The following is a 12,879-nucleotide window of genomic DNA, read 5'->3' on the forward strand; positions in this document are numbered from 1 at the left end:
ATGAAAAAACTTTTGTACGTCTCGTTACTAGTTTTATCAGTCGTTCTCGGTTCCTGTTCACAAGAAGCAGGCAACGTTGAAGTCTCAATCAGTGGCTCTTCTTTGCCTTTGATTCCGGCAACAGCAGTTAGCTGTTTGGCGCGCGAAAATGCTGGAACTGACACGCCAACGGCGGACATCTCACCAAGCTACTTCCGTGTTCCAACAATTACATTTACTCGCAAAGACACAACTAAAAACCTTATCATCGCCTTTATTCGCATCAATATTCCAGTTCCAGGCAGCTCAACACCGATCAACTGTGAGGTTGGTGGCGATGGTCTCGCAGCATTGAAGGGTACTTGGTTTAATAGTGGAACGAAAGAAGCATTGATTCCAAGTGGAGATGCGAATAAAACATTTTCCACAGACTGCGCCCTCTATTGCGGCGGTATCACAATGAATAGTGGTACGACAGCCAGCGGAACCATGGAAGTTTTCGGTCTAGAGCGCGATGCTGCCGGAAACGAAACTCCAGTAAAAACATCGACAACAATCACAGTCGAAAGCTTCTAGTTTTAAATTCAAACAAAGAATTAAAAAAGGCTCCTAAAAGGAGCCTTTTGTTTTTTGAAAAACGCTCTGAGTTATCGTCATGACTCTTCACCAACGATGTGAATAATCAGTGACCTCCGCAAAGACCCGTTTTATAAGCCATCCATGGACCTATTTTCCGCCTCTGCCGCAGCCTCAAGCTCATCACCACTGTCAGAAATTCTTCGGCCGAAGAATTTAGATGAGATCATTGGCCAAGATAAAACCTTGGGACCAAAATCAAAGCTCGGCCAGATGTTGCGCAAAGGCTATTTACCAAGTCTCATCATCTGGGGCCCTCCAGGCACAGGAAAAACCACGTTTGCGCTGGCTTTATCCCAGCATTTCAACGCTCATTTCGTAAATATCAACGCCGTGGATTCCGGAGCTAAAGCCTTAAGAGAAATTGGCGAGGAAGGCAAAGACCGCCGTCTGCAGCTGCAACAAAAAACCGTGCTTTTCGTCGACGAAATTCATCGTTTTAATAAAGCGCAACAGGACGTCCTTCTTCCATTCGTAGAAAAAGGCGATATCGTCCTTATTGGCGCTACAACAGAAAATCCAAGCTACGAATTAAACCGAGCCCTTCTCAGTCGTTGCCGCGTTGTGATTTTCGAAAGACTTTCTGAAGAAGATCTCAGCAAAATCGTCAGTCGCGCAGAAACGCACTACAAAAAACAGCTCGACATGATCCTCACCAAAGAGGCCATCAACAATCTTCTCGAATATTCTGACGGGGATGCACGTCGACTCATCAACAGTCTCGAAATTCTCTATAATTTCACAAAAGACCAAGAGGACGGCGAGCGCTTAGATGTGAACGACATGCGCGAGCTTCTTCAGCAAAATCCTTTGGGCTACGACAAAAGCTCCGAGATGCATTACGATCTTATTTCGGCATTCATTAAAAGTGTGCGCGGCAGTGACCCTGATGCGGCCGTCTATTATCTCGCTCGCATGATCGACGGCGGAGAAGATCCTATCTTCATCGCTCGTCGACTGATCGTTTTAGCCTCTGAAGATATCGGAAACGCAGACCCAAGAGCAATTTCTGTCGCTATCGCAGGTCTCCAAGCCGTTGAAGCTATTGGGCTGCCTGAAGGAGCGATCACTCTTTCACAGGTAACGACTTATTTAGCGTCGTGCCCGAAATCAAACGCCTCTTATATGGCTTTAAATAAAGCCCGTGAACTCGTTGAAAAAACCAGAACATTACCGGTGCCATTGCACTTGCGTTCAGCGAAAACAGCTCTCGCAAAAGATTTAGGATACGGTAGGGATTATAAATACCCGCACAATTATCCAACAGGATGGGTCGATCAAAGTTATCTTCCGCCTGAAGTCAGCGAAGCCCAGCTCTACGAACCAACAACTCGCGGTTTTGAAAAAACAATCCGCGAGTACTTACAGTGGATGAAGCAGAAAAAAGATTAGATTGCGCGCTGGGCGCAAACACACACGCAGGTCTGTGTGCCTTGAGCGACGTGGGAGTGTTTTGTGTTTGCAGGAATCTCTAAGCGATCCCCGGGGCGCAACACAAATTGATTTCCAGAAATATTAAAGATCATCTCTCCAGAAACAATCACGCGCACTTCAGCAAACGGATGACGGTGATCTTGAACCTTCATTTGCGGTTCATAGATTTCGTCATAAGGTTCCAAACCTTCAGATTCCAAAATCATGTGAACCTGCTGTTTGCTTGGAACGATCGGTGCTTGCCAACGAGTGATGATCATAGTGAGTGCCTCTTTCGATTCATGGTTATCTCAAATCGGAACGGTGACTTCAAGTCACGCCGCCATGAATCTCGCCTTGAAACATTATCGCGATAATCTATTCAAATTGCGACAGGATAAGAGGCCGGATTCTCATCTTTTTTTGTTTTTGTGTTAAGTCCTTTTGTGGATTGTCGATACCTAATGTGTAGGAAGGACCCTATATGTTTAGGGGAGGGTATTTTGAGCAGTAAATCGAAGTCGACACATGCGGAATTAGATCACATCTTGAATTTTGTCGATGCCTCGAAAGGTCTTCGTGCGAAGATCAACGAGTCAGGCCGAGTGCAAATTCGCCAAGATCTAGATGGAAAAGTATTCTCCTTTATCACTCAAGACGTGAATGAAGTTCTTCATCGCGCGGATTCTGAAGGAAAGCCTTTTATCCAAGTGAATTTCAAGAATGGAACGAAAGTTCTATTGACGGAAACCCTTGTGGGTTTCAAACCAATTGAAACTTTAGGTTTAGATATGGGCCGTATTCCAAAAGTGGTAACGACTCCAGACCTAGTGAGTGTGTTTGAAGCTATTGAAGAGTCTTTAGGTGCTGATAACGGCCTTGATCACGAGGTCGAAATCCTTAAAAAAGTGTATTTAGCCATTATTTCGGGCGGAGAAAAAGTCGGTTTTGACTTGGCCGTTGAAAGAAAGTGGTTAAACAGACTTCTTGCGTCAAAATTTAAAGCCAGCGCTTAATCTTTTGTAAATCCAACGACTTAAACTAAGTTTTCTAATAATCGAGGCGCAGGCCTCGATTATTTATTAAGCAACTTTAGTACGGTCATTAAATTTTCGAAAAAAAGCTATTGACCTTTTTGGGCCGTTACGAGAAAACAGCTCCACTTTGTTCGGGGGCATAGCTCAGCTGGGAGAGCATCTGATTTGCATTCAGAAGGTCGCAGGTTCGATCCCTGTTGCCTCCACCAATTTTTTATTTTAGACGTTCGTCTCGTAACGAAAAAAATAAAAGAAGAACATTGACGGGGACAAAAAAATCATTAAGATTGGTTCCTCGCGCTTCGGTAACGAAGCAAATGCGATTTAAAAATTTCGCTCTTTGAAAACTGAATAGCTAGATAGAAAAGATTTTTGGGCTCTTTGAATGATGAGTAATTATCATTCACAATTTCAAAAAAATTAATTCGAACAAACACAGCGTAAGCTAGTTGTTTGTTTGAGAACAGAATTATAACTGGAGAGTTTGATTCTGGCTCAGAACAAACGCTGGCGGCGTGCCTAATACATGCAAGTCGAACGGGGAAAGCTTTCGGGTGAGTACTAGTGGCGCACGGGTGAGTAACGCGTGGATAATCTGCCTTGAAGAGGGGGATAACTAGTCGAAAGATTAGCTAATACCGCATAAGACCACAAGAACTGAGGTTCAAGGGGTCAAAGGTTTTTCGCTTCAAGATGAGTCCGCGTAAGATTAGCTAGTTGGTGAGGTAATGGCTCACCAAGGCAACGATCTTTAACTGGTCTGAGAGGATGATCAGTCACACTGGAACTGAGACACGGTCCAGACTCCTACGGGAGGCAGCAGTAGGGAATATTGCACAATGGAGGAAACTCTGATGCAGCGACGCCGCGTGAGTGATGAAGGCCTTCGGGTCGTAAAGCTCTGTCGCAGGGGAATAACACAATGAATGTACCCTGTAAGAAAGGATCGGCTAACTTCGTGCCAGCAGCCGCGGTAAGACGAGGGATCCTAGCGTTGTTCGGAATCATTGGGCGTAAAGCGGGTGTAGGTGGCTTTGTAAGTCAGGTGTGAAAGCCTAGGGCTCAACCCTAGAAGTGCATTTGATACTGCGAAGCTTGAGTGCTAGAGAGGTTACTAGAATTGTTGGTGTAGTGGTGAAATACGTAGATATCAACAGGAATACCGGTGGCGAAGGCGGGTAACTGGCTAGACACTGACACTCAGACCCGAAAGCGTGGGGATCAAACAGGATTAGATACCCTGGTAGTCCACGCCGTAAACGATGGATACTTGTTGTTGGAGGTATTGACCCCTTCAGTGACGAAGCTAACGCGTTAAGTATCCCGCCTGGGGAGTACGGTCGCAAGATTAAAACTCAAAGAAATTGACGGGGGCCCGCACAAGCGGTGGAGCATGTGGTTTAATTCGATGCAACGCGAAGAACCTTACCTAGGCTTGACATGTACTGGAAGATTGGCGGAAACGCCGTCGCCCGCAAGGGTCGGTACACAGGTGCTGCATGGCTGTCGTCAGCTCGTGTCGTGAGATGTTGGGTTAAGTCCCGCAACGAGCGCAACCCCTGCATTTAGTTGCCAGCATTCAGTTGGGCACTCTAAATGGACTGCCGGTGTTAAACCGGAGGAAGGTGGGGATGACGTCAAGTCCTCATGGCCCTTATGCCTAGGGCTACACACGTGCTACAATGGTGGTCACAAACTGAAGCGAAGCCGCAAGGTGGAGCAAATCGGAGAAAAGCCATCTAAGTTCAGATTGATCTCTGCAACTCGAGATCATGAAGTTGGAATCGCTAGTAATCGCGGATCAGAATGCCGCGGTGAATACGTTCCCGGGCCTTGTACACACCGCCCGTCACACCATGAAAGTCGGCTGTACCAGAAGTCGCTGCGCTAACCGCAAGGGGGCAGGCGCCCAAGGTATGGTCGATGATTGGGGTGAAGTCGTAACAAGGTAGCCGTAGGGGAACCTGCGGCTGGATCACCTCCTTTCTAAGGATTATCCGGTCAATCTTCACTAAGACTTGTTCTTAGTAAGTTAAAATGACCCAATCTTAGGTCAACTTACTCTTCCCGAGTAAGTGAGTCCCAAAAATCTCATCTAGCTGTTTAGTTTTGAAAGAGTGAAATCTCTTAAGCATCTAACACGGGCCAGTAGCTCAGTTGGTTAGAGCACACGCTTGATAAGCGTGGGGTCGGAAGTTCGAGTCTTCCCTGGCCCACCAACTAATTGAGTTGGAACTGTTAAGTGCGAAGAGAGATGACACGCGAACGGTTTTCGTTCTTTGACAATTGAATAGATTGATTTAGTTGATTTTTAGCGAGGTTAGTTCCATTTTTTTTAAGCTACAAAGGGCTTACGGTGGATGCCTTGGCACTAAGAAGCGATGAAGGACGTGGTAAGCTGCGATAAGCTTCGGGGAGTGGCACACACACTTTGATCCGGAGATGTCCGAATGAGGAAACTCATCATTTTATGATATCATTCACTGAATACATAGGTGTCTGAAGCGAACGAGGGGAAGTGAAACATCTCAGTACCCTCAGGAAGAGAAATCAATTCCGAGATTACCCCAGTAGTGGCGAGCGAACGGGTAACAGCCTAAACCTTTTTCATTTATTTGAAAGAGGGGTCGTGGGACCGCGATGTGGGACCGGAGAAGTTAGAGTAACAGTCTGGAAAGTCTGGCAAGATAGGGTGATAGCCCCGTACTCGAAAACTTCAAAGGCCCTAGCGGCATCCCGAGTACCACAAGACACGTGAAATCTTGTGGGAATCTGTGAGGACCACCTCATAAGGCTAAATATTCCTTAGTGACCGATAGAGAACAAGTACCGTGAGGGAAAGGTGAAAAGAACCCCGAGAGGGGAGTGAAATAGAACCTGAAACCGTAAGTCTACAAGCAGTTAGAGCCCTTTATATGGGCGATAGCGTACCTTTTGCATAATGAGTCAGCGAGTTATGTTTGCATGCGAGGTTAAGCCGTTGCAGGTGGAGCCGTAGCGAAAGCGAGTCTGAATAGGGCGATTTAGTATGCAGGCATAGACCCGAAACCCGGTGATCTAATCATGGACAGGTTGAAGCGGAGGTAACACTCCGTGGAGGACCGAACTAGTTGAGGTTGAAAACTCTTTGGATGATCTGTGATTAGGGGTGAAAGGCCAATCAAACTGGGTGATAGCTGGTTCTCCCCGAAATATATTTAGGTATAGCGTCGAGTAAAAAATATCGTGGAGGTAGAGCACTGAATGGGCTAGGGGTCTTTACCGGATTACCAAACCCAAATAAACTCCGAATGCCACAGATATGTTCCTCGGCAGGCAGACTCAGGGTGATAAGGTCATGAGTCGAGAGGGAAAGAGCCCAGACCAACAGCTAAGGTCCCTAAATGCACGCTCAGTGGAGAACGTTGTGGAGTTACTTTGACAACTAGGAGGTTGGCTTAGAAGCAGCAATCCTTTAAAGAAAGCGTAATAGCTCACTAGTCTAGTGACTCTGCGCGGAAGATACAACGGGGCTAAGCGTGTTACCGAAGCTTTGGATTAAAGTATTTTATATTTTAGTGGTAGGGGAGCGTTCTAGTGTAGGATGAAGGTTGACCGGTAGGACAGCTGGACGAACTAGAAGTGATCATGCTGACATAAGTAGCGTTGAACTCGGGTGAAAAACCCGGGCGCCGAAAACTCAAGGATTCCTGGGTAAAGATAATCTTCCCAGGGTTAGTCGAGACCTAAGATGAGGCCAATTGGCGTAATCGATGGCAAAACGGTTAATATTCCGTTACCTAACAGATTGTGATTAAGGAATGACGGTGTAGGATATCACAGCCCATTATTGGATTTGGGTGTAAGCATGTAGGAGGATCAGTAGGCAAATCCGCTGGTCGTAACTCTGAGGTGTGAATGCGAGGGACTTGTCCCGGAAGTGTGAAAAGCCATGCATCCAAGAAAAGTTTCGTAATTTTAGATTTGTTAGCTCGTACCGTAAACCGACTCAGGTGAGTGGGGTGAATATCCTAAGGCGATGGGGTGAATTTTGGTCAAGGAACTCGGCAACTTAACACCGTAACTTCGGGAAAAGGTGTGCCTGAGAGAGTGTAAGGATTTACTCCCCAAGCTTTTTCAGGTCGCAGAGAAATGGGAGTAGCGACTGTTTATCAAAAACACAGGTATGTGCAAAGTCACAAGACGAAGTATACATACTGACGCCTGCCCGGTGCTGGAAGGTTAAGAGGATTTGTTAGCGCAAGCGAAGCAGAGAATCGAAGCCCCAGTAAACGGCGGCCGTAACTATAACGGTCCTAAGGTAGCGAAATTCCTTGTCGGGTAAGTTCCGACCTGCACGAATGGCGTAACGACTTCTCCGGTGTCTCGACCAAATGCCTCGCGAAATTGAATTCTCGGTGAAAATGCCGAGTACCCGCAGAAAGACGGAAAGACCCCGTGAACCTTTACTGTAGCTTGGCAGTGATTTTAGAGTTGGCATGTGTAGGATAGGTGGGAGACTTTGAAGCAGGGGCGCTAGCCCTTGTGGAGTCAACCTTGAAATACCACCCTTGGCAACTTTGAAATCTAACCTGCTCCTCTATACGAGGAGAGGGACACTGTCTGGTGGGCAGTTTGACTGGGGCGGTCGCCTCCCAAAAAGTAACGGAGGCGCGCGATGGTCCCCTCAGCCTGATTGGAAACCAGGCGTCGAGTGCATTGGCATAAGGGGGCTTGACTGCGAGACCTACAAGTCGAGCAGGTGCGAAAGCAGGCCAAAGTGATCCGGTGGTCCCGCGTGGAAGGGCCATCGCTCAACGGATAAAAGGTACTCCGGGGATAACAGGCTTATTCCATCCAAGAGTCCATATCGACGATGGAGTTTGGCACCTCGATGTCGGCTCATCACATCCTGGGGCTGGAGCAGGTCCCAAGGGTTTAGCTGTTCGCTAATTAAAGTGGTACGCGAGCTGGGTTCAGAACGTCGTGAGACAGTTTGGTCCTTATCTTCTGTGGGCGTATGAGATTTGAGCAGACCTGTCCTTAGTACGAGAGGACCGGGATGGACGAACCTCTGGTGTTCCTGTTGTCGCGCCAGCGGCAGTGCAGGGTAGCTATGTTCGGAATTGATAACCGCTGAAAGCATCTAAGCGGGAAGCAAACTGCGAGATTAGATCTCACTGGGGCTTCGGCCCCCTAAAGACTCCTTGGAGACTACGAGGTTGATAGGCGGAAGGTGTAAGTCTGGTAACAGATTCAGCTGATCCGTACTAATAGGTCGTGAGGCTTTTTTAAATTTTTCTTCTCAACAAAGTTGAAGAAGATTTCGTCTCAAAGACTTCCTTCGGGAACGAGAGACTAGCTCTCTGAATAAGTAAGAGAGTGATTAATGTGGAACTAACCAACCTTACTCTGACAAGATCAGAGTGTATAAGGTCGCTAAAAATCAGCTAAATCAATCATTCAGTTGTAATGATAAAAGAAGTAACTTCTCCATTTGGATTGGTAGAAAGTTGCAAAAAGAACGAAGGAAGTATAAAACACTTCCACTTTGATTAATAAACGCTTTGCTGGTGTTTATAGCAGAGGGGCCACACCTGATCCCATTCCGAACTCAGAAGTTAAGTCCTCTTGCGGCGATGGTATTGCACGGGCGACCGTGTGGGAGAGTAGCACGACGCCAGCTCTATTTTACTTGAACCCGGGTTACGATAGTAATCCGGGTTTTTTTTGACCAAAAGTACCTGCTTCCCTTCGTAGCGAATTGGTACAATCTTTTTCTAAAGATTCTTGATGAAAACTTTCCAGAAAGCTTCGAAATCTTCGATGAAAGGCATATGTCCTAAACCTTTCAACATCACAAGTTTGCTCTTGGGGATCATGTGCGAAACTTGTTTGCTGATGACGGGATAATTTCCCATTTTCTTTTTCATGTCGTCAGAGGCCCACGCTTTACCGATAGCTGTGCGGTCGCGATCTCCAATAATCAAAACCGTTGGGGCTTTGATATTTTTAAATTCATAAAAAACCGGCTGAGTGAAAATCATGTCGGAAGTTAAAGCGGCATTCCAGGCGATCACAGGATAGTCAGGACCTTCCAACCATCCTGTCGGAACTTCAAGCCACTTGTCGTATTCTGATTTCCATTTTCCGTCGTAGTAACTATCTAGCTGATACTGTTTTATCTTTTCAGGAGAGCTCGCAAGCTCAGCCCTATAGGCTTCATCGACATTGCGATAGCCTGTCATTGTTTTCCAATCTTCTAAACCAATCGGATTCACTAAAAATAACTTCGTCACACTCTCTGGATACATCAGTGTAAATCTTGTCGCGACCATTCCACCCATCGAGTGGCCCAAGAGGTAAAACTTCTCAACTCCCAAACTTTGTAAAAGATGTTTTGTATTCTGTGCGAGAGTTTGAAAGCTGTATTGATAGTTCTTAGGCTTCGAGGATTTTCCAAATCCAATTTGATCCGGAACAATCACGCGATAGCCTTCTTGGTTTAACCCCAAAATCACATGTTCAAAGTAGGCGCCCGGAAAATTTTTTCCGTGCAAAAGAACAATGATCTTATCACTGGGTTTGCCTGCAGGAATATCCATGTAAGCCATCTTCAAATCTTGCTCTTGAGATTTAAAAGAAAAATAGTTTACTTCGAAAGGATATTTGTACTGAGTCAGCTCTGCATCGAAGCCTTTGGCTTCTTTCGTACCTGCAGAGTCTTTTGCTTTAGAAGAAGGCTTGCTCGTTGTCGCGCAAGCCGTTAGCAGAGATATTGTAAATAACAGAGAAAGAACTTTCATCGAATTCTCCTTATTTAGTTGAAGCTCCTTGAGCTGTCGCCGCAGGAGCAGCTCCTGAAGCAGGAACAGCATGCGAATTAGATTGCGGCGGAGTTTGCTGTTGCTGCTGTTGATTTTGATTATTTGAGTTTGTCGCTGTCGGTGGCTGTTGCGGATTGGATCCCGAAGCGGCTGTTTGCGATGGTGGTTGTTGCCCCTGTGCAGGAGCACCGGCTTTTGCTGGAACTTTTTTCTCCGGTGGCGCTACCTTGTTCAAGTCGTTCATTGTGTAAGTTCGACCAATCTCGAAAATTTTATTTTTCGATTTAATATCAAAGAGACTTGCTTGAATGATAACACCGGGATTTTCCTCATCAGGCAGATCCATCACTTCAAGTTCAAGATAGCTTTTTCCATCTTTCACGCGTTGAATATGCGGACGTTGTTTGCCAAGAATTGCGCGAGCCAGTTCCGAGTTCATACGAAACTCAACAGTCGCAATAGAACCCCACTGCGCGGGAAGTTCTCCGCTTTGGGCAAGGGCCTGAAAATCATCGTTGATCATTTTTGCAAGCTGCTGAGCGGGCGTGAGCTGCACACAAACTTCAGCAGCCTTCTTGTCTTTCTTAAGAGCGTGAAGAGGATTTCCTTCTTCTTGCAGAGCCAGAAAAGCGATTGTACCAGCAACAACAATAATCAGCGCACCGATGAGCTTATAGAGCATGAATCCTCCGTCACTGATATTATTGGAAAGATTTTGCTGAGCCTCAAAGGCTTTCCCCTCGGCGCCCAAAATCGCTTCTTCGGCCTAGGTCTCCTAAAAACTCCTAAACCTCTGAAATTTCACACAAAAAAGTGTCTTTGAGGGGCTCTTGTCAAAGAGATCGACAGAAGAGGCCCCTGTAAGGGGTCCCAGACGTACCAATGAAAGCCTAGAAAAAACAATAACTTAGAAAAGTCTTACGTTTTTGGCATCGAGCTTGGAAGTAAATGGGTGAGAGAGGTGTCTATGAATGCGCTCACCAGAATGGCAGCATTGTCCTTTTTAGTAGGACTTTACGTGGGATGTTCCCCTGTGAAGTTCGCGTTGGACGACAGCAAATGTAAAGATAGCGGTTGTATCGTTGAAAACGGGAAGTATTCGTTCAACTATACGGCGACGGCAGGTCGTGGAAAAGTCGACATTCTGATTGTGAACGACAACTCAGCTTCGATGTCGTTTGAACAAGCGCGCTTGGCTCCTCGCTTTAATAACTTTATTTCTGAATTAGACAATCAAAAGGTCGACTATCGTATCGCAATGACAACAACAGATGTCGCAAGATCCGATGCAGGAAGTTTAATTTCTTTTGGCGGAAATCCTTATATTACGGGAAACCATTCAGACAGATTCAATCTGTTTAATCAAACGATTCAAAGACCAGAGACTTTGGCCTGTGAAAAGTTTATTGCAAATTGGATTCGTAACAACGGTGGAAACAGAGACTCCATCAATTCATCAGCTTATTCTCAAGAGTACGCGAGAAATTGCCCGTCAGGCGATGAGCGTGGCGTTTACGCGGCAAACTTAGTTGTGAATAACAATCCTTCAAGCTTTATTCGTAGCGATGCTCACTTGGCCGTGATCTTTTTAGCGGACGAAGATGAAAGAAGCGGTCTTTACCAAAACCAAGGCTATGCTCTTGAGCAAATGGATCAGCCTGGTTACTTCGTCAGCAACGTCAAAGCGAAATTGGGCGAAGATAAATTCAACTCCTTGAGTGTGCATGCGATTGTTGTGAAAGATCAAAACTGCTTGAATCAACAAAATAGCCAAGCGTTGGATAACTACAGCCCAACAGTGGGATTGGTGACAGGCAGTTACGGTAACGTTTATCTTTCGTTCACAAATGCCGGCTGGGGAAGCTCTGCTGATATTTGCTCGAATGATTATACGACTCAGTTGGGTCAAATTCGCTCGAAGATTTCAGAGCGCATTAAAGACATCGTATTGAATTGTTCGAACCCAACAGACCTTGTTGTGACTGTTTCAGGAAGCCCTGTTTCTCATCACTTGGAAGGCAAGACATTGAAGTTCAATCAATACTTGGCTCCGGGCACAAGCGTGAGCCTGTCATACAAGTGCAGCTCTTTAGACTAAGAACTATCGAAATTTAAACCACCAAGGCAAGGCTTACACCTTGCCTTTTTTATTCTTACGAGTTCTTTTTACTTAATCTGATTTTGATTTATTCAAATTGAGACAGAATGTTTCATAAAATGTAGAACTTGTATTCACCGCGATGAATCTTTCTTGTTTATTATTTTTTCTGAGCCTAAGGCTTTAGTCCTGAAAGTGGTTTCCGATACATCTAACCATGGGCATGTTAGACAGATACAAAAAAAAGGGCGGCTTCAACCAACTTCTTCAACTTCTTGAGACTTCTCCTATGGCGAAGCGAGAGCAGTTTTTAGGTCTTATCGCAGGTGAAAGCCCTGCGTGGGAGGACGCTCTTCGTAAGCGAATCCTGACGATCGATAAGGTGTACAGTTGGGATGGGCAATATCTAGTAGAGATCTTTTCGCGAGTGCAGCCACTCACGTTGGCGAATGCACTTCATGGCTCTCCACAAGAGCAAGTGGATCAGCTTCTAGGCTGCTTACCACCGATTTCTAAACGTAAGATCACGGATCTTTTAGCAGAATCAAATCCTACTCCAGCTGAAAAGTCGACGTGTATTTCGAGAATGCTTTCTGAAGTGCGCGGTTTTATTTCACAAGGGATTTTGAAACTAGAAAAGATTGATCCGGATCTGCATGTTCCTGAGAACATCGAAGAGGTGCTCAGTGCTGGTGGCTTCACAGTGCCTCTGACATATGACTACGATACTGCGAAGAAAGAGGCGAAACCGACTGCCGTTGGTGAGACGACAGATCCGGGCGCCCAGCAAGAAGTGGATTTCTTAAAAAGAAAACTCAATCAACTTGCTTCTGAAGTGAATGCTCTAAAGCATGAGAACTCTGTCTTAAAAGACAAGCTCACTCAGATTAAAAAAATCGCTTAAATTCAT

General features: G+C 45.8%; 8 protein-coding genes, 2 tRNA genes and 3 rRNA genes. 10 read left to right on the forward strand and 3 right to left on the reverse strand.

Going from position 1 to position 12,879, the window contains the following annotated elements:
* Together ACLSSO_RS04085 and ACLSSO_RS04090 are read left to right on the forward strand one after the other, a co-directional pair.
* Positions 1 to 555 (forward strand): hypothetical protein, encoded by a 555-nt coding sequence (locus tag ACLSSO_RS04085; protein ID WP_295905114.1) that lies wholly within the window; start codon positions 1 to 3, stop codon positions 553 to 555.
* Positions 556 to 699: 144 nt separating this feature from the next.
* Positions 700 to 2,007 carry a replication-associated recombination protein A gene (locus ACLSSO_RS04090; protein ID WP_295905113.1) on the forward strand — a complete coding sequence of 436 codons (1,308 nt, stop codon included), beginning with the start codon at positions 700 to 702 and terminating at the stop codon, positions 2,005 to 2,007.
* Here ACLSSO_RS04090 and ACLSSO_RS04095 read toward each other — a convergent pair.
* A complete protein-coding gene (locus ACLSSO_RS04095; RefSeq protein WP_295905111.1) occupies positions 2,004 to 2,309 on the reverse strand; it encodes a cupin domain-containing protein in 306 nt (101 codons plus the stop codon). The genes ACLSSO_RS04090 and ACLSSO_RS04095 overlap by 4 nt on opposite strands.
* A gap of 222 nt (positions 2,310 to 2,531) precedes the next feature.
* On the opposite strand from ACLSSO_RS04095, the gene ACLSSO_RS04100 reads away from it, so the two are divergent.
* The 6 genes from ACLSSO_RS04100 (at position 2,532) to rrf (ending at position 8,730) form a co-directional block, all read left to right on the forward strand.
* A complete protein-coding gene (locus tag ACLSSO_RS04100; protein ID WP_295905109.1) occupies positions 2,532 to 3,044 on the forward strand; it encodes a hypothetical protein in 513 nt (170 codons plus the stop codon).
* Positions 3,045 to 3,198: 154 nt separating this feature from the next.
* A tRNA-Ala gene (locus ACLSSO_RS04105) sits at positions 3,199 to 3,274 on the forward strand.
* A 263-nt stretch (positions 3,275 to 3,537) separates the two neighbouring features.
* A 16S ribosomal RNA gene (locus tag ACLSSO_RS04110) occupies positions 3,538 to 5,051 on the forward strand.
* Between the two features lie 156 nt (positions 5,052 to 5,207).
* A tRNA-Ile gene (locus ACLSSO_RS04115) sits at positions 5,208 to 5,284 on the forward strand.
* A 114-nt stretch (positions 5,285 to 5,398) separates the two neighbouring features.
* Positions 5,399 to 8,339: ribosomal RNA gene (locus ACLSSO_RS04120) — 23S ribosomal RNA — on the forward strand.
* Positions 8,340 to 8,613: 274 nt separating this feature from the next.
* A 5S ribosomal RNA gene (rrf, locus tag ACLSSO_RS04125) occupies positions 8,614 to 8,730 on the forward strand.
* Together the 16S, 23S and 5S rRNA genes with 2 tRNA genes alongside form the textbook arrangement of a ribosomal RNA operon.
* Before the next feature lie 94 nt (positions 8,731 to 8,824).
* Here rrf and ACLSSO_RS04130 read toward each other — a convergent pair.
* Positions 8,825 to 9,850, reverse strand: coding sequence for an alpha/beta fold hydrolase (locus ACLSSO_RS04130; protein WP_295905996.1), 1,026 nt, complete (start codon positions 9,848 to 9,850; stop codon positions 8,825 to 8,827).
* A 10-nt stretch (positions 9,851 to 9,860) separates the two neighbouring features.
* The gene (locus tag ACLSSO_RS04135) at positions 9,861 to 10,553 is read right to left on the reverse strand and encodes a hypothetical protein (protein ID WP_295905998.1); all 693 of its coding nucleotides are present in this window, start codon (positions 10,551 to 10,553) and stop codon (positions 9,861 to 9,863) included.
* 285 nt (positions 10,554 to 10,838) lie between these two features.
* Here ACLSSO_RS04135 and ACLSSO_RS04140 point away from each other — a divergent pair, with 285 nt between their 5' ends.
* Both ACLSSO_RS04140 and ACLSSO_RS04145 read left to right on the forward strand, forming a co-directional pair.
* Positions 10,839 to 11,969, forward strand: coding sequence for a hypothetical protein (locus ACLSSO_RS04140; protein WP_295906000.1), 1,131 nt, complete (start codon positions 10,839 to 10,841; stop codon positions 11,967 to 11,969).
* 289 nt (positions 11,970 to 12,258) lie between these two features.
* On the forward strand, positions 12,259 to 12,873 hold the full coding sequence (locus tag ACLSSO_RS04145) for a FliG C-terminal domain-containing protein (RefSeq protein ID WP_295906001.1): 615 nt from the start codon (positions 12,259 to 12,261) through the stop codon (positions 12,871 to 12,873).
* Positions 12,874 to 12,879: the final 6 nt, after the last annotated feature.

Origin of the sequence: Bdellovibrio sp. HCB-162 (genome assembly GCF_047344985.1) — a bacterium.
GTDB lineage: Bacteria > Bdellovibrionota > Bdellovibrionia > Bdellovibrionales > Bdellovibrionaceae > Bdellovibrio.

Excerpts from the sequence above, each read along its gene's own strand:
- ACLSSO_RS04135 (WP_295905998.1), bottom strand. The coding sequence starts at position 10,553 with ATGCTCTATAAGCTCATCGGTGCGCTGATTATTGTTGTTGCTGGTACA.
- ACLSSO_RS04090 (WP_295905113.1), top strand. The coding sequence starts at position 700 with ATGGACCTATTTTCCGCCTCTGCCGCAGCCTCAAGCTCATCACCACTG.
- ACLSSO_RS04095 (WP_295905111.1), bottom strand. The coding sequence starts at position 2,309 with ATGATCATCACTCGTTGGCAAGCACCGATCGTTCCAAGCAAACAGCAG.
- ACLSSO_RS04140 (WP_295906000.1), top strand. The coding sequence starts at position 10,839 with ATGAATGCGCTCACCAGAATGGCAGCATTGTCCTTTTTAGTAGGACTT.
- ACLSSO_RS04130 (WP_295905996.1), bottom strand. The coding sequence starts at position 9,850 with ATGAAAGTTCTTTCTCTGTTATTTACAATATCTCTGCTAACGGCTTGC.
- ACLSSO_RS04085 (WP_295905114.1), top strand. The coding sequence starts at position 1 with ATGAAAAAACTTTTGTACGTCTCGTTACTAGTTTTATCAGTCGTTCTC.
- ACLSSO_RS04145 (WP_295906001.1), top strand. The coding sequence starts at position 12,259 with ATGGCGAAGCGAGAGCAGTTTTTAGGTCTTATCGCAGGTGAAAGCCCT.